The organism is Borreliella burgdorferi B31 (assembly GCF_000008685.2).
Classification (GTDB): domain Bacteria; phylum Spirochaetota; class Spirochaetia; order Borreliales; family Borreliaceae; genus Borreliella; species Borreliella burgdorferi.
In genome coordinates this window covers 1-15965 of sequence record NC_000956.1, presented here as the reverse complement: position 1 = coordinate 15965, position 15965 = coordinate 1, and the positions used below count along the sequence as shown (strand labels likewise).

Here is a 15965-nt window from a genome sequence, read left to right as displayed (position 1 = left end):
ATTACTTAAACAAACTATTAATATCAGAATTAATTTTAGTGGTTGCTATTTTTAGACTGACTGATTCAATTGCTGGGCCTCCTTGTGCGGGTACGACTTTTATACCCTCAATAGCACTTACAATATTTTTGAGAATTGTTTTTAAGCTAGTTGTTTGGTTAGCTATTTCAATGTTATTGTTTGCTTTAATTTTAACAGTATCAGAGATTAGATTTAAAGTCTTTGGGCTAATTGCACTAAGTATATAAAAATGATGTTTGTCAAAGTGAATATCGTTATTTTTATCAAAAATATTAATGCTTGATTGAAGTAGTAAAACGCAATCACCTTTTGATAGTTCTAAACTGATATTAGAGATATTTTTTGTGTGAATTTCTAAATCTTCAAATTCGGGTATTGTAACAATAGCTTCTTGAGTTTGATGTTTAAACTCCTTTACAGTGCCAATTTTAATTATAAAAATGTTTGAATAAATCCAATTTTTAAGGTCTTCTTGAGCCAATGCCTGGCCATAAAGGCGTTGATTCATTCTGTAAATTTCATAGTCTTCATTCATTCTAATTCTAGTCCCCTTTATTTTTTACGTTTTGTATTAGAATCATCTTCTAACTTTAATATTAATGAACACTCTCCTGTATTGCTAAGCCTTGCACTTGTTTCTTTTATAGTGGTTTTTATCATTTTCCCTAGTCCATCAATAAATGAGACTTTATCTCCAACATTTAACTTATGTGTGAAAAATGTTTTTGCGTTCCAAAATATAAGATTTTTTTTGAGTGTTGTGCCCAAAGTAATTTCTTGTTGTGGTATAAATTCAAGCCCATAGTCTTCTAATGCCTCGTAGTGGACATTTTCCCCCTTTTTTATATAATTAGTAAATATCAGATAGCATTCATATCCCCGTAAACCAGTACCAATATCGGCTATTACGTTATGAACATATGTTCCTTTTATTTTGTCAATAAACTCTTTTGGTGTTGTGGCATAAATATCTTTGTCAATAATTTTAAGACAATCTTTTTCATCCATATTAAGGATATTGCGATTGGGAAATACAGATTCTATTGCCTCCTGCACCGTTTTGCCTTTAAAGTTTTTGCCTTCTTTGCCTGCTAACTTACGATTGAAGAAGTTGCTTTTAGTTAATAAACGAACATCAAGATCTACACTAAAATCCCCACCCGGATAATCAGTGCTCATAGGAGGTCCTAAAGTTCCTGCCATTATGAAATCAAAATTTTTTTCATGAGCAAATTTCTTATAATATATTTTTACTATATCTCCAAATTTAATGTCGTCGGTGAAGTCTAAGGGAAGATTCCAAAGTACGACTTTTGCTTGTTTGGAACTTATAGTATGAATATTTGAATACACGTTGGATATTGAAATATCAATATGAATTCCATCTTGTGTATTGATTATAATTTTAGGAATTTCTTCGGCAAAAGGAATTCTATCAATTGATTTTTTTGATGTATCTACATTGTAGAACTCAATTTTAAAATCATATTGTAGTAACAGCATTTTTTATCCTTTATATTTTTCTAATGCGAATGTTTTTACTATTTCTATTGACAGACTAACCTCAACTTCGTCAATGAAAGGAGTATCTTTAAACGAAAGACTTGTAATTACAGCTAATTCTTTAAGTCCAAAAGTTGGACTATAGATACTAAAAGGGACTTGTGCTTGTATTCTATTGGCTAGTTGTTCTTTTACAAGATGCGCGTCAAAACGTAGCATAGTATTGCCAAAAACAGTCATTTTAAGTAAAGAAAGCATATCCTTATATAAGGATGTTAGTATTCCACCGTTTAATGAGATATGTTCACCAGTCATTACCGGATTGTAGCTTACATATTCCGCTTTTCTATCATAATAATTGATAACTGGTCTTTTAGAACAACTAGTATTATAAGTGCGTGTTATGAGTTCATTTTTTGGTTTTATAAAAAACAATTGAGGAATATATCCAAAACCTTTTAGATCCATTCTAGGAAATAACACTAAAAAATTATCTGCTCCAAAAAGAGCAAATATTTGGGTTATTACATCTCTTATTATTCGAGTAATTTCCCTGATTTCTTTCTTTTCAATATCATTAATTTTTTCCTTGATTTTTTTCTTTTCAATATCATGATTGTTAGTAATTTTATTATTAATATCTATTTTGTTAGCTGCATTGTTAGCAATTTTTTTGTTACTTGTCATAAGTAATTACCTTTTACCAAAATTATGGAGTGTTGTTAGCATTGTCTTGATTCTCAGCCTGTTCTTGCAGTTTTTTTAAAGCTTCGCCGCCATCTCCGCCGAACATTGTAGGTAGAACCGATTTTAATTTGGCAAAGAAATAATTAAGATTAAAAATACTTTTAATGCCATTAATTATGGGATTGATAATATCTTTGGTAAAATCAAAATTTTTAATTTTAGCGGTGATCCAGTTAATGATATTAAGTAATGGGTCCAAAACAGTAGTGGTCAAATTTGAAAGAGTTTGCTCAGCTGAGGCCAAATTACTTTGAATACTCTCAGCATTATTGACTTTTTTTGTAAGGCCGAAAGATTTAAAATCCTCGAACATTTCCATCATCTTGGTAATTCTGGAATCTAGATCTACCTCAGCCCCGCCTTGCCAAGCCCTTTTGGCATCTTCTATATATTTGTCTCCAACACCTGACTTCTTTAATAGATTAAAAAGCTCACTTCCATCACCCCCAAGAACACTATTAACAGCCTTTACTGCATCTTCGCTGCTCATAGCACCACTGGATTTAAGCATAGCTGCAAATTCTACTGCGTTTTTCAAATTAGTTTCATTTAACATATCTAGGTCCCTTAGAGTACCCTTAAAGGCACTTGCTTGATGTAGAAACTCTTCTTTTTCTAAGTCTCGCTCAAAACCTTTCATTCCGTCAAGAATTCCCTTAGTATTCTTGTCTTTATTTCCCATAATCATATTTCGTTCGTTATCTGTAAAAAATGCACTATTGAGAAGTTTTGTTCTTTTTGTTTTGGTGTCTTCTTCAACCGATTTTTTAGCAAAACCTAAAAGGCCTCCTCCAACTTTACTCATAGCGTTGCTAATGATATTCCCTAGGGCACTACCTATTGCAATTTTGGCAACAAGTCCTTTTCCTTGAGAGGCCGCTAACATTTTACTTTTTGCCTTTGATTCTTTTGCAAGTTCTTTATACTCAAGACGCCTTTTGTCTCTATCAGACATTAAAGATCTTCTGAAAGCCTCTTTTCTAGCTTTCTCAAACCCCATGCCCTGTTTTATAAGTTTTTTAGTTTGTGTAAGTCTATATTTCTCAACACGCTCTCTTAAGCTTTCAAATTTAGATTGTCTACCAAGTTCTTTTTTCTTGTCCGACAAATTATTTTTTACAATATCTTTAGTGCTACCCAAACTAGATTTTTTAGGTTTAAGATATTTTTCCATTTTAGAAATATCTTGTTCAATGGCCTTTTTTGTTGCAGCATGATCAAGAATACCTTTAAATTTAATGGTGAATTTGTCGCTCACTAAGTCCTCACTTGCTTAAAATTAATTCATACAATTCTTTTTCTAATTTAATCTCAGCAAGTCTATTGACTTCTAAAAGCTCGTCATAAGGCAATTTTTTAACCGAGTAGTATGAGCAAATATTCATAATTACTGGGAAAAAGTATTTATCGTTCTTAATCTCGTCAAGCAAGTTAAAATATTTTTTTCTAGTCTCATCAAGACTTGCAATAGCTTTATCAATATCTCTATTTCTTTTGCTCATTTAGCAACCAGCTCATTGGAATTTGATGTAATTGATGAAAGCGAAGTGGCTACTTTTTCATAATCAAAATTTTCATTAATATAGTCAAAAGCAACAAAATCACCAACATTATTTTCATACTCACTCAAATATACTAAAGCGGGCTTTTTTAGATTATTGTCTAAATGAAAAGTATTAAATTGTGCAGTGTAAATTATTGCAACAAGATAGTCCTTATAATAAGAAATAAATTCTCTATTTTGATCCAAAATCACATAGAATTCGTCTAAAAATTTTGGACTTATCATTAAGCTTGTGATTTCTCTTAAGAATTTAACCTCATTAAGCTTTAAAACAGCGTCACTTTGATTAAATCCTAGCACTTTATCCCATTCATAGACGGGAAGTACTCTCAGCGGATATTCATAAGTTTTATTTTTAGTTAAAATTTTCATTTTATATCTCATTATCACAATAAGACTCTCCTTTTAAGTGTTGTTTGGTTTAGTTTTTTGGCAATTAATAGCCCTAATTTCAAAAGATACTTTTTCGGCCTCAGCAGAATAACTTCTTGAAGGCTCTTCAGTAAAAATTGCATAGTTAGAAATAATTTTGGTAGCAATTCTATCATTGAATGCTAAATCAAGCATTTTATCCTCTTTTCTCACGTCCATGTTGTAAAACTGTTCATCAGAAAGTTCAGTTAACAAAATGTAGTCATGACTACCTAATGTCACTTCAATGTTAAAAACATAAGTTATCGTTTTGGGATCTCTTAAGCTTATTACAGGCATACCTTTATCTTCACTACTAATTACTGCTCTTGTTGTAGGTTCGCTTGTAAGCTCTAGTTTGCCACTATGTAGCTGTGTACCACCAATTGAAAAATAAACTTCTCTTAAATCATAAAATTGCATTTTAGCCCCCCTTTTAAGCACTTAAGCTGTTTTGATAATCAACTATATCTTGAGTAGTGATTACTAAAGCAACAGCATTAATGCTAAAGTTATAAGTAATATTCACACTAAGTTCTAATTTAAGTTGTGGTGTAGGAGAAAGGGTAAGGTTTAAGTTTTTATACTCTATAATCAATCCCCTGTCGACAAACCTTTTAAGAAGACATTCAATTGCTGAAGTATATGCATTGTCTCTAGCACCACTAAGTTGTAGTGCAGATAATTTGCTATTTTGCCTATTGTTTTTGTTCCAAATTCTAATAAGCTCAATAATCGCTTCATTTTTTATATAATGATAAGTGAAAAGCTCGTCTATTGAACTTCCAGCAAGATCAACGCTCTCTTTAAAGGCAGGCATACCATCAAGACCAGTTTCATTAAGAAGTGAATAAAAGTTGATTTTTGCAGTTCGCAACTTTCCAATTACAGTATCATCAACAAGTGGTGTAGCAGCCAGCGGCATGCCATAAGGATTTACAGCATGAAAAATACTAGCCTGATGTAAATATTGACTTATAAATTTGAGGTGTAAATTGTCTTTATTATTACTGTAAACAGCAATATTTCTTTCTTTTTCAGTATTGCCTTTATCTTTAAATAGTTCTTTTATTTCTTGTTCTTTAGTCGAGAATACAAAAAAAATTGAAGGTGTTTTAAACTTATCATAATCATCTTTATAAATCTTAAGTCCATCATCGGAATTATCACCCTCAGTATTAATAAGTACAACAAAAGTGTGTCTATGTACTTTAAGATATTTTTTTAACTCTTCGGGTTTATCCTTATAAATAAAAAGAACAGCGGATTTTAATGATTCTTCACTTGAATTGAAAAAATTTGACATTGCAGTTTTAAGCAGTGTTTTTTCTTTTCCAAACTGATCTTGTCCATTCCCATTATCTTTTTCTAAAGTTTCAATTTGTTTTTCATAGTTATTAACGGTTAAATTCAATGTTATAAAGTTGGCAGCATCTTTATTAACTTTAATTTTGGCTGTTTTGTAAACCAAAAGTGGATTATAATAATTGGGCCTACTAGCTTGAATTCTAGAGTCAAGCAAACTTACACTAATTGTATCTTGCGGCAATTTTGTATTCCTCCTTTAAAATTTCGGTTGCTTTTACACTAGCATTAAATGCTATAGATGCACTGTATGCATGGTTGCTATATTTTGTGCCTAAATTAATCAGTCCAACTGTTTGCATATTAGATGTTGGGTAAATGTAAAAGTTAATTTTATTAATATAGTCGGGTTGTAGACTGGGCAAATTATACTTATGAGCTTTATTGTGCAAAAAGTCACTAAGCATACTATAAAGCATTAACATGCGTGAATTAGCGTCAAAGTCTTTGGCGTTTAACACTATTGCAATAATATATATTTGAAAATTTATACTAAATTCCAAAGCATTTTCATAAAATACACCTGCTCTAGAATTATGATCAAATAGATTTTCTGTACCATCAAATTTCAATGCTATTATATTTGAGCTAGCAGCTGTGATTTTTGAAAGATATGGATGATTGTAGGTATTTATGATGTCGCACTCAAAATTATTTTCAGGTGCATACGCCTTAAACCCTTTAAATATTTGAGTTAAATGATTTAATACCATATCTAAAGTGAAAATCATTCAAGTGTTACCTTATAAGTAATCTCTGATAACATTTTGGCTGTATCAACAAGTGGAATTGCTGCAGTGTTACTACCCCTTTTAAACTTACTTTTGATTGTATTAGCCTTTAAGGCTGGAGTGACTTGTGCTGATAGTAGATAATTTTCATAGTACCTTATAAAAGCTTGTCCAATAGCCTCCATTCCCTATTTAGGGTCAAGATTAAACTTAGAATTTATATAGCTATTATTGATATATTCTCTAAACTCAGAACTACTAGCAATTTTGGTTAAATGTTTTCTTGCTGGTAAATTGCTATTCCCTTTTTCATGCATTTTAGCAATACCTGCACGACCACCAAACCACCCAATTTCCAATTCCATTTTAAATTCTAGTTTGTCCATATAAATTCCTTTAAAACCAAAGTAAAATATCCGATTGAAGAGTCAATACTAAATATTTCAAAGTAAACTAAATCTGCAATTGATATTCGGTCTTTTAGTTCATAGTTAAGGTCTTGATATGTGTAAAGTTTGGAATATCCTTGAATATCAGACATATCAGAATCATAAAGAATTGCAAGTTCTTGTGGCTTTATGTCAATAATAACTCCTGCGAATTCAGTGTACTTATTTTTATCAAATACTCTCTGATAAGAAGAATCATTTTCAAGCTTTACAACAGTACCTTTATAAAACTTTAAGGGTTTAGGATCCTTAAATACGTTGATCATGCGAAATGACATATCAGAAAGTCTTTTTCTAACACCATTCATTAGACAACCCCCACACAAGATGGCGTTGAAGTTTCTCTTTTTAGTTTTTCTAAAAATGCATCAAGTTGTGAACAAAAATTCTTGTTTGAGCCACAACCCCCCTCGCCACCTTCTTCGCCTCCACTGCTACTAGGATAATAATCAAGTTCAAGTTCATTGAATTTCTCTTTTTTGATCCTATCAAATTCAAATTCTCGAACAACTCCCTGTTTTCTTAATTGACAACCCATATGGTAAAAGGTAAGTAAAAATATTTGTTCATATGTAAGTGAACTAGCATCAATACCACGTGTTACTAGAATAGCTTGAAGTAAAGATAAATGAAGTAGAAAATTTTGTCTGCTTAATGCAAGTTTGTCTATTCCTAGTAACAATAACACTTCAGAATAAAGTTTTGTTACCAAAAGTTCTTCTTCAGCCTCAACTTGTGTTTGTAAGTTTTCTTGTTCACTCATTTTCACTTACCTTATACTTTTAACTTTGTTTGATATGTACTTGCAAAATAGTTTTTCTAGTAGCAAGTAACCCTCCTAAAACAAAATCAATGTATGAATGAGCAATATCAGTTGAATCTTTATCCACTTGTTCATTTGGTGTAGGTAACATATACTTGCTAGGTTTAAACTTAATAAGCTCTGGGTTTAATGGGTAAATAAGTATTTGATGTTTTAGCAAGTTTGAAGTTTCAATGTAGACATCTTCTCTATTATTAATAGCCTTGATAGTTTGAATCAAAACATCCTCCCATTTTTCGCAGCTACTTGCTGCACCCTGTGCTGCTGCGTATGGCTTTACGAGTTTGAGCGAAGTTGTAGGGTCAACTATTACCATCATAGGTGTAGAAAATTCGTCTCCTAGCTCTAACTTTGAAAGTCCCGCCTCAATTTTTTCAAATATTTTATCCATTTTATCTTTATCACCACTAGCAACTTCTTCTTTTACTTGATGTGGCATATTAAGAAGTCCATACATATTGGGAAGTAGACGTTTTTGATTTTTTCCATCTTTTTGAATTGAAACAGTGCCTGTTAGTACAAAGTGATTAATAAGTTTAATAATCTCGCTACTTGCAAGCTTATAGGCTTGAGAGAAAGGAAGTAAATTGTTATTAATGTCACCAAGATATGAGTCTGAAGTGTAAAATTTTTCAGACGCCTGCTTTAAGTGCCTAAATTTGTACTGTAATTTTAAGTAATTAAGTCTTACCACTTCAGAACTAAATCCAATAGTTGAAATAGTATTAACCTCATTAGCAATCGTTGTAGGATTAGCATTTAAAAACGCATCCCACTTTACAGTTCTTTGGTAGCCCATCTGAAGATCAACATCTTCAATTTGATCAGGCGAAAACCATTTATACATTATAGGATCTTTAACTTCTCCTATAATATTTGCCACAGCTTTTGCATAATAATTTTCATCAAATAATTCCATATTAAATCCTCCCAAATATCATTAATTTTTACTTACAGCTTTATTTCCAAATACTGCTACTTTTATTAAATAAACATCGTTACTAATTTGTTTTGCATCAGACAACGCTATTGCATTAATAGTTGCCTTATTTGGTGGTGCTCCAGTCACCTTTTCAAGAGCACCGTCTTTATTAAAAACAAGTTTGTCTTTTACTTTAAGCGTAGAATCTTTTGCTACTAAATAACCCTCAAAATTATTTGTAATCGGAACAATAGTGGCTGTTTTGCTAAACTCATCTATATCAATGCATATTCCGTATAAATCATCTTCACCACCAGCCTCAACGTGGGGTTCATAGTGAATTTGATCAGCTTTTTCCTCTTGAATAACTCTTTTTATCCCACGCTTGTATGGATACCCAGAAAATGGATGATTTTCTAATTTGTCAAATTTGCTGGTTCTAGTGCCTCCAGAGGCAAAAAATTGTATGTTTTTATCTCTAAACTCTACAGAATTGCTAAGCAAACCAGCGTCATACTGGGGATTTTTCATAAACTTTTCAAGTTTACTTCGTTTATCTTGATAATCTTTTAATAATTGCGTTGTGTCTGCCATTTGTTTAACTCCTTTTATTGCCCAAGGCTTAACCACCAGCTTCAGGTGTTACTGTTTTCTCAAGGCCTCTATTGCCAAAAATTGCAACTTTTATCAAATTAATAGAATACTCTTGTTTGGGATGTTTAGCTTGATCTTGATGTTCATCTTCGGGTGCAAAATTGATTGTAAATGAATCAGAGAGGGCATATGCATTAATTGCGGTTGGTGGCCCACCACCAGCCTTGATAATAACCCCATTGTTATTTATAAATTACAAAGATTTCAACAAGCATTTAAAATACGACTATCAAACAAAAGATATAAAAGAGTTTTACTTAAAAAAGCTAAAAAAATATAAAAATAAAATTCACTTCATGAGACAAAATGCTCACTACGAAACAGATTTCTTCAAAATTGTAGGAGAATTTAAAGACACTTACATCAATAAATGGAAAATAAATCAAAATAAAACATTTCTATTTGATTTACTAGCTAATTATAAAAGGAAAAAAATTTGAACAACTTTACAGAAAGATTTAGAAATCTTAAAAAGAAAACAAAAAAAAGAATCTTCTTTTATAAAATAGAAGAAAAGGAGAATAAAAAAACATATTATTCAATAATATTTAAGCATTTAATCAAATTTGAAATTACTAGAAAGGGTCTTAGGATAACCTTCCAAAAATTTAATGATACTGGAGGATGGAATTTTTTCAATCTATTTCCAATAAAAGAAGATGAAAAATTTTTAGGCATAAAATACGGTTGGGATAATCTCGAGAAACCTTTTTTTATCATAGGCAATAATAATATAAAATATGTAGTAAAAAAGGCATATTACATAGAATATGTATTTAAAAAAGGATCTATTAAGTGTTACGTTCAGTCCCTATGGACATTACTAAGAAAAGAAAAAAAACAAACAAAATACTATAAATTTACATTAGAAAATATAAAAAACATGGAAAAAACAGTTTACGAATTTTACAATAAAAAAATAAAAGAGGAAGGAATAATAAACAAATGGATAGAAAAGAATCAAACATTATAACAATTGCAAGCCCTAAAGGAGGTGTAGGTAAAACCACATTAACAATACTTTTTTCTTATATATTAAAAGATTTAAGCAAAAAAGTTCTATTGATTGACTTAGATCCACAGAATTCTTTAAGTTCTTATTTTAGTAAATATATTTTCAACATTGATAAATGCAATTCTTACAGCTTATTAAAAAAAGATGTTTATTTTGGACAGTGTATTAATAAAATTAATGATTTTATTTCTATAATTCCATCTCATCCTATTTTAGAAAATTTTAATTCAGAAATTTTAAATTATAAAGATCTTCTTTTAGAAAATATTTTGAATAGAAATATTACAAATTATAATTTTGATTATATCTTACTTGACACCCCACCCAACTTGGGTTTTATTTTAAAAAATTCTTTGAATGTTACAGATTATATAATAATTCCAGTTCAAGTAGAAAGATTCTCTGTAGAAAGTTTAAGTATTTTAATGCAAACCATTAATGATATTAAAGATTTTAGAAATAAAAGCTTTAATATTTCGATTATAGAAAATCAGTTTCTAAAAAATAGAAATACATTTAAAGATGTAGAAGAACTGCTTTATAAGGAATATTCTTTTTACATAAAGGGAAAAATTCATTACTACAATAGTGTAAAAGTTCTTATAAATGAACTTTTAGAACCTTCTGTAAAAGAAACATATTATGAGGAAACAAAAAATACTTTAGAAAATATTATTAATTTGCATTTCTAAGTTTAGAAATGGATTATTAGTAACTATTGAGTCGTTCAGCGCCGCACGGCGCACTTTTTTATAAGTAAGATAGGATGATAAGATGGGGAAAAAATACAACAAAAAAGAGCTAGTCTTAAATAGTAGGACTTTCAGTCATATGAATAAAGAGTTGACAAATATAGATAACATGCAAGATAAGGATTTGATTAATTACAATAATTTAAAGGAGAAATTAAAATATAATTTAAAAGATGATATTGATAATAAAATTGAAAGAATGAAAATTTTATACGAAATTAAAAAAAAAGAACTTTACAAATATGATAATTTTTCTAGTTTTGAGCAATTTATAAAACATTTTGTAATTGCAAAAACACAAGCGTATTTGTATTTAAAAGTTTATGAAAAGGTTTTAGAAGGAGCTATCTCTATAGATAATATTAAAGAAACAGGATTTAGAGGCTTGCAAAGACAATTGAAAGAGAATTTATTAAACGTAAAAAAAGAAAATTTGTCCGAAGTAAATAATAAAAAAATGTCTATCAGGTTTTTTATGAAGAATAAAGAGTTTTATACGTTTTGTAAAGAAGATACTAAAAGAGCGTGTTATATTCTTGAAAGACTTTTTTTTACTAAAAAAGAAGTCTTATCAGATCTAATTAATGAATATGAAAAATATAAAAGAAAAAAAAAGAATAAAAACAAATACTTGATTTTTATCATATATGGTGCTATTGTTATTTTAGGCTGGATGATGTCGTTTGTCCTTCCACAATTATCGTCGCAATCAAAGCGTCCCTTTTGGGGGGGACTTTTTTCATTTTTATTACTACTTTAGTTTAGGTAAATCTTGTGAAATTTAAAAAACTTTTGTGAATTGAGACAAAAAGTTATTTATGTAATTCTTGATTTCGAAATAGTATCAATGAATTTTTTTAGTAGGCTTTGAAGAGAGATTATTTGCATTAATAATCTCTCTTAACCCCAGGTAAATTGATATTCAATAGGATTTTTTAAACGATAGTTGGAATCCCCGTTTATTCCAATGTCAAAATTGGGTTCAAGCCCCGCAAGTGCAATGCCGAGTCTTTTTTTAAGGTCTGCGTTGTATCTATTAGCAAATTTAAATGGAATGATAATTCCAGTGATGTAGGATGCTGCAATTGTGAGCCCTCCTATTCCTGATAATACTCCTCCGGTTATTACTGTTGCTGTGCTTTCTGTAACGAATCCAATATCCCCGGTCATGTATCCAGCCATTATAAGTATTCCTCCAAGCACTTGAGAGCCAAGTAGTGCACCACCACCAATATAATCTCCTTGAACAAAGGATCCTATTCCTAAAGATAAAAAGATGTTCAAAAGTAATGGTGCTAATATGGTTGCTTTTTTACTTTCATATTTCATTACGGTTGCAATATCTCCAACACCTTTTTCAAGTTTCTCTTGTGCAAAGATTTGCATTGTTAAACTAAAAATTAATATTAATGTGAAAATTTTTTCATATTAATATTACCTCCTAATAATTAAGTTTTTATAAATGAATGTTAGCACAATTTTTAAATTTTATATATGGAGTTGAATCTTTTTTTAAAGGTTACTTATTGAAAATATCTGATTTTTAGGTTCATATGCTTCGTCTTCTTTTTTATCAAGTTGTTCGAAAAGTGCAGTTGTATGAGATTTAAGTTTATTTGTCTCTGTTCGTATATGATCTTTATCATTTTTATAATCTAATAAAAGTTGATTTAGCATTTTTGAGAAAGTTTCTTTTATAGATAGTAATTTTTCAAACGAATTTTTTAGTTTATCTAAATCCAAAATTTCTAGTCCCCCTAGGATATCTTTTTTAGAATATACGTGATTAAGTGAGTCGTCAAAAATGCCTCCGAATCTGTTGAAAATATTAAATAAACCTTGTATTTGGCCCGAATTTCTTATAATCTCTGAAAGATCTTTTAATTTATTGACATCAATAGCGCTTAAGGGAGAATAGGTGTTTTTTCTAAATTTTTTAGATTGCGGGGTGTCTTCAGATATTTTTCCAACGGACAAGTCTAATTCCTGGAAAGCCAATATTCCGTATTGATCTGAAGGTTCTTCTTGCATTCTTTTTTCATATTTTTCTTTATGCTCATTAGCTATTTCTATCAAATTTATTAAATCATTAAGCAGTGTATTTTTTATTTTTTTATTTGGATCTTCTTCTTTAGAGCTTGCTTCCATGTTGGATTTTGATTTCTCTTTATCAGATGGATATTTAATATCTTCTTGATTAGTGCTAAAATCTGAATTGCAAGCATTCAAAAGCAAAAAAACACACACACATATATAGTATTTCATAAATACTCTCCTTGAATGGCTCTGTATTTAGTATGCTTAATTATTTAATCAAATTCAATATCAATAATATATTTTATCTATTTAATTAAAAATATTATTATATATAATACAAGGATACTTTTATTATCAAAAGTTTTATAATATTTTAAAAAATCTGTTTTATATATCCTTGATTGATTTTTAACAAGTTTAATTATTTTAATAATAATATAATCCGGTCCATTGAGAAATAAATATTTGATACTTGCGGTCTTGAAAATTTAAATATTCTAAATATTTAATATTAGCCTTAATAAGTAAAACCGATTAATTAAATAACATCTTTGAAAAAGGGCTAAAATTGGTTTTTATTATCAATACTTTTAAATCGACAAGTTGAGATGCCGAATATGTCACACAACTTTATCAATTTTGAATTGTATTTATTTACATTAATTGATAAATTTTTGTCTTTGCTTTTCTTATTCAATTTTTATCATTCATCAGTAAAAAGTTTTAATTTTTCTTTTGATAAATTTGAATACTTATTAAATATTAATCTAATAGTATTATTAAATAGCTTTAGATTTAATATGATTTCGTAGGTTTTATCTTTATTTGTTTGTTTATCTTTTATAGTAAGATATGCAGGCATATAGTTGCATTTACTTTTCTTGTAAAAGAGCTTAAAATAATCTACTAAGGAATTGTCAAAAACCCCAAAATTATATGAATAAATGTATTGAGGTTCCCTTGAAGTTTCTTTTAAATTGATTTTGGCAAAACCAGTTCTATTTTGTTCAAAATCAATATTCGACTCTTCAGAATTTAGTTTTAAACTTTTGATTTCATATTTGTTTTCAAACTCTTCAGTTGATTCAAATGCTATTATCTTAGCTATAGGTACTTCTTGACCGAATATTTTATAGTTATTGTCATTAATGCTATAATTAAGTATAGCTAAAGGTAAGCAATGAATAAGTTTTGAATCGGATGGGTGAAAAAATATAAGAATACTTAAGCTCTCTAAGATTTTCAATTAAATTGTTATTTTTATCTTTTATATCTTTTAAATCACCAGATTTTGCCCATGTAACATAACCACTTGCAAGTATTTCAAATGCCTCTCCTTCTTTTATTTCGTTTAATTCGGGTTCCTTAAAGGTAAGACAAATATTGCTATTACTCTCTTCAATGGGCTTTTTATCATATTTTATAATATTTCCCTCTTCAATTATCTTAAAATCCAAAACCTCGGTTTTGATACTGTTGATTTTTGAAGATTTTGGTGTAGTCAAAAAGCATGAATAAAATAATGGTATATATAAAAATATATTCAAAATACATATGTTCTTTTTCATAAAATTTTTCCATTAATTGTATTTCTTTCTATTTCTCTCTTCACTTTTAAATATTGTTGATAAGCAGTGGGTCTAGGCATAAAACGATCATACTCAGGGCTCCCCTCTTCGCCAGAATACTTAATATCTGGAGAATATAACTCGCTTATACATGAATACAGCCAATAAACTTCACTTTTAAATTTATTATTCTGCTCATTTTTTACCCTACCAAACAACTTAATCAAGTCTTTAGATTGCTCAGAACCTAAATCTAAAAAGAATTTATTAAAATACTCCTCATTATAGTCACGCACTGGGGGTACATCACGATAATTAGGATCTTTTAAACTAATTAAAGTCTTTTTTATCTCAACCAATAAACGATGTTCAGACGCATATAATTTTAAACTAGAAAATATGCCTTCAGTAACAATCTCATCGGAACCCATATCAATACTTTCCGAATTCTCAAAAAAAGTTTGAACAGCTTGTTCCTGATTATCAGGCAAATAACAACCCAATAAAGCCAATGCTGCTATTATGAAAACGCCAACCAAAATCCTCATATATGCTCCTTACCCACCTTACTACAAAAATAATCTGTTGTAAATATACAAGTTTATCTAATCACTATTTTATTAAACATTAAAAGTCCTACCAAGATAGATTTTTCTATAACAAGTAAACATATACCAATTTTACCTTTTCTCAAGAATTATTAAATACTAAAATATTAATTTTAGCTTTATTATTATCTAGTGAACTGCTATTTCTAAATCAAAGATTATAGAAATAGCAGTTCACACAAAATGTGCTTAAAAAATTAAAAAATAATTTTAACAAGACTAATAAAAAATTTACTAAAGAATCCTTTTAATTACATTTAAACTTGTTTGTTGTTATTCTAATAAGATCGATTAAAACTCCAACATATAAAAATCCAAATGTAAATAGGTATAATAGACCAGTTCCTATTTTACCTACATAAAATCTGTGAACTCCTAAATAACCAAAAAGTAAGCATAGTAAAAATACTATAAGTTTATTGTAGTTTTCGGTTTGTTTATTTCTGACTCCGCAAGAAATACAAATCTCAGCATCTTTTTTAAATCTTGCCACAAGAATAGCAATATACTTCGTCAACAGCTTTTGACATAGTTTTACACTCCTTTTTAAAATAAAACATCCTCAATTAAAAGTATTTAAATACTCAGGTAAACTAGACTACTTTTACTTATTTTTTATAAAAATCGATATTTGTTAATATAATTATTTGTATTTTATTTTAGTATAAAAAATTTCAAGTGCAACAATTGCAGTTGAACAGCTTTAGTTTTTTATTAAAATGTGCATCTTTTTTGAAATATTGGGTTATTGTACTTAATGTTTTATTTATCGTTTGATAATATAAACTGAAGTTG

The 15965-nt window shown here is 29.1% G+C and carries 19 protein-coding genes and 5 pseudogenes; 4 read left to right on the top strand and 20 right to left on the bottom strand.

Translation table 11 applies throughout. From position 1 onward, the window contains the following. Nucleotide 1 precedes the first annotated feature (1 nt). The 15 genes and pseudogenes from BB_RS07525 to BB_RS07455 form a co-directional block, all read right to left on the bottom strand. On the bottom strand, nt 2-556 hold the full coding sequence (locus BB_RS07525; protein ID WP_010883935.1) for a DUF777 family protein: 555 nt from the start codon (nt 554-556) through the stop codon (nt 2-4). Between the two features lie 17 nt (nt 557-573). Continuing rightward, complete coding sequence (locus BB_RS07520; protein WP_010883934.1) at nt 574-1524, bottom strand: DUF693 family protein; 951 nt, start codon at nt 1522-1524, stop codon at nt 574-576. Between the two features lie 3 nt (nt 1525-1527). Next, nucleotides 1528-2211, bottom strand: coding sequence for a DUF792 family protein (locus tag BB_RS07515; RefSeq protein ID WP_010883933.1), 684 nt, complete (start codon nt 2209-2211; stop codon nt 1528-1530). Between the two features lie 22 nt (nt 2212-2233). Further along, nucleotides 2234-3529, bottom strand: a complete 1296-nt coding sequence (locus BB_RS07510; RefSeq protein WP_010883932.1) for a DUF759 family protein — start codon at nt 3527-3529, stop codon at nt 2234-2236. 7 nt (nt 3530-3536) lie between these two features. Further along, the gene (locus BB_RS07505) at nt 3537-3773 is read right to left on the bottom strand and encodes a DUF1322 family protein (protein ID WP_010257901.1); all 237 of its coding nucleotides are present in this window, start codon (nt 3771-3773) and stop codon (nt 3537-3539) included. Then, nucleotides 3770-4225 carry a DUF1473 family protein gene (locus BB_RS07500; RefSeq protein WP_010883931.1) on the bottom strand — a complete coding sequence of 152 codons (456 nt, stop codon included), beginning with the start codon at nt 4223-4225 and terminating at the stop codon, nt 3770-3772. Before BB_RS07500 ends, BB_RS07505 begins: the two co-directional genes overlap by 4 nt. Before the next feature lie 15 nt (nt 4226-4240). Continuing rightward, nucleotides 4241-4669, bottom strand: coding sequence for a DUF1463 domain-containing protein (locus tag BB_RS07495; protein ID WP_010256310.1), 429 nt, complete (start codon nt 4667-4669; stop codon nt 4241-4243). Between the two features lie 13 nt (nt 4670-4682). After that, nucleotides 4683-5795, bottom strand: a complete 1113-nt coding sequence (locus BB_RS07490) for a DUF787 family protein (RefSeq protein WP_010883930.1) — start codon at nt 5793-5795, stop codon at nt 4683-4685. Next, complete coding sequence (locus BB_RS07485; RefSeq protein ID WP_010883911.1) at nt 5776-6342, bottom strand: DUF764 family protein; 567 nt, start codon at nt 6340-6342, stop codon at nt 5776-5778. The genes BB_RS07490 and BB_RS07485 overlap by 20 nt, the downstream gene beginning before the upstream one ends. Continuing rightward, a pseudogene (locus BB_RS07480) lies at nt 6339-6728 on the bottom strand (hypothetical protein). Before BB_RS07480 ends, BB_RS07485 begins: the two are co-directional and overlap by 4 nt. Further along, entirely contained in the window at nt 6716-7099 is a 384-nt protein-coding gene (locus BB_RS07475; protein WP_010256287.1) for a DUF1506 family protein, read from the bottom strand. The pseudogene BB_RS07480 and the gene BB_RS07475 overlap by 13 nt, the downstream one beginning before the upstream one ends. Next, a complete protein-coding gene (locus BB_RS07470; RefSeq protein ID WP_010883910.1) occupies nt 7099-7554 on the bottom strand; it encodes a DUF3890 domain-containing protein in 456 nt (151 codons plus the stop codon). The genes BB_RS07475 and BB_RS07470 overlap by 1 nt, the downstream gene beginning before the upstream one ends. A 19-nt stretch (nt 7555-7573) precedes the next feature. After that, nucleotides 7574-8533 carry a hypothetical protein gene (locus BB_RS07465; RefSeq protein WP_010883814.1) on the bottom strand — a complete coding sequence of 320 codons (960 nt, stop codon included), beginning with the start codon at nt 8531-8533 and terminating at the stop codon, nt 7574-7576. Between the two features lie 21 nt (nt 8534-8554). Then, on the bottom strand, nt 8555-9130 hold the full coding sequence (locus BB_RS07460) for a DUF228 domain-containing protein (protein ID WP_010883929.1): 576 nt from the start codon (nt 9128-9130) through the stop codon (nt 8555-8557). 28 nt (nt 9131-9158) lie between these two features. Further along, nucleotides 9159-9380 (bottom strand): annotated as a pseudogene (locus tag BB_RS07455) (DUF228 domain-containing protein); the annotation flags it as partial. On the opposite strand from BB_RS07455, the gene BB_RS07450 reads away from it, so the two are divergent. The 4 genes from BB_RS07450 to BB_RS07435 all read left to right on the top strand — a co-directional run bounded on the left by BB_RS07450 (nt 9292) and on the right by BB_RS07435 (nt 11717). After that, on the top strand, nt 9292-9630 hold the full coding sequence (locus BB_RS07450; RefSeq protein ID WP_086440126.1) for a plasmid maintenance protein: 339 nt from the start codon (nt 9292-9294) through the stop codon (nt 9628-9630). The pseudogene BB_RS07455 and the gene BB_RS07450 sit on opposite strands and share 89 nt — an antisense overlap. After that, entirely contained in the window at nt 9627-10163 is a 537-nt protein-coding gene (locus tag BB_RS07445; RefSeq protein WP_010883909.1) for a DUF226 domain-containing protein, read from the top strand. The genes BB_RS07450 and BB_RS07445 overlap by 4 nt, the downstream gene beginning before the upstream one ends. Then, a complete protein-coding gene (locus BB_RS07440; RefSeq protein WP_010883908.1) occupies nt 10136-10897 on the top strand; it encodes a ParA family protein in 762 nt (253 codons plus the stop codon). The genes BB_RS07445 and BB_RS07440 overlap by 28 nt, the downstream gene beginning before the upstream one ends. 139 nt (nt 10898-11036) lie before the next feature. Further along, on the top strand, nt 11037-11717 hold the full coding sequence (locus BB_RS07435; protein ID WP_330999579.1) for a chromosome replication/partitioning protein: 681 nt from the start codon (nt 11037-11039) through the stop codon (nt 11715-11717). A gap of 162 nt (nt 11718-11879) precedes the next feature. On the opposite strand, the pseudogene BB_RS07430 reads toward BB_RS07435, so the two are convergent. The 5 genes and pseudogenes from BB_RS07430 to BB_RS07410 form a co-directional block, all read right to left on the bottom strand. Next, a pseudogene (locus tag BB_RS07430) lies at nt 11880-12343 on the bottom strand (P13 family porin). A gap of 126 nt (nt 12344-12469) precedes the next feature. Continuing rightward, complete coding sequence (locus tag BB_RS07425; protein WP_010883905.1) at nt 12470-13222, bottom strand: lipoprotein P35; 753 nt, start codon at nt 13220-13222, stop codon at nt 12470-12472. Between the two features lie 475 nt (nt 13223-13697). Continuing rightward, nucleotides 13698-14562: pseudogene (locus BB_RS07420) on the bottom strand (S2/P23 family protein). Next, a complete protein-coding gene (locus BB_RS07415) occupies nt 14559-15110 on the bottom strand; it encodes a P52 family lipoprotein (protein ID WP_010883904.1) in 552 nt (183 codons plus the stop codon). The pseudogene BB_RS07420 and the gene BB_RS07415 overlap by 4 nt, the downstream one beginning before the upstream one ends. 307 nt (nt 15111-15417) lie before the next feature. Next, nucleotides 15418-15700 (bottom strand): annotated as a pseudogene (locus BB_RS07410) (TM2 domain-containing protein). Between the last annotated feature and the right edge of the window lie 265 nt (nt 15701-15965).

Coding starts and splice junctions, on each gene's coding strand:
- BB_RS07525 (WP_010883935.1), bottom strand. CDS start 556: ATGAATGAAGACTATGAAATTTACAGAATGAATCAACGCCTTTATGGC.
- BB_RS07520 (WP_010883934.1), bottom strand. CDS start 1,524: ATGCTGTTACTACAATATGATTTTAAAATTGAGTTCTACAATGTAGAT.
- BB_RS07515 (WP_010883933.1), bottom strand. CDS start 2,211: ATGACAAGTAACAAAAAAATTGCTAACAATGCAGCTAACAAAATAGAT.
- BB_RS07505 (WP_010257901.1), bottom strand. CDS start 3,773: ATGAGCAAAAGAAATAGAGATATTGATAAAGCTATTGCAAGTCTTGAT.
- BB_RS07495 (WP_010256310.1), bottom strand. CDS start 4,669: ATGCAATTTTATGATTTAAGAGAAGTTTATTTTTCAATTGGTGGTACA.
- BB_RS07485 (WP_010883911.1), bottom strand. CDS start 6,342: ATGATTTTCACTTTAGATATGGTATTAAATCATTTAACTCAAATATTT.
- BB_RS07475 (WP_010256287.1), bottom strand. CDS start 7,099: ATGAATGGTGTTAGAAAAAGACTTTCTGATATGTCATTTCGCATGATC.
- BB_RS07470 (WP_010883910.1), bottom strand. CDS start 7,554: ATGAGTGAACAAGAAAACTTACAAACACAAGTTGAGGCTGAAGAAGAA.
- BB_RS07465 (WP_010883814.1), bottom strand. CDS start 8,533: ATGGAATTATTTGATGAAAATTATTATGCAAAAGCTGTGGCAAATATT.
- BB_RS07460 (WP_010883929.1), bottom strand. CDS start 9,130: ATGGCAGACACAACGCAATTATTAAAAGATTATCAAGATAAACGAAGT.
- BB_RS07440 (WP_010883908.1), top strand. CDS start 10,136: ATGGATAGAAAAGAATCAAACATTATAACAATTGCAAGCCCTAAAGGA.
- BB_RS07435 (WP_330999579.1), top strand. CDS start 11,037: ATGAATAAAGAGTTGACAAATATAGATAACATGCAAGATAAGGATTTG.
- BB_RS07425 (WP_010883905.1), bottom strand. CDS start 13,222: ATGAAATACTATATATGTGTGTGTGTTTTTTTGCTTTTGAATGCTTGC.
- BB_RS07415 (WP_010883904.1), bottom strand. CDS start 15,110: ATGAGGATTTTGGTTGGCGTTTTCATAATAGCAGCATTGGCTTTATTG.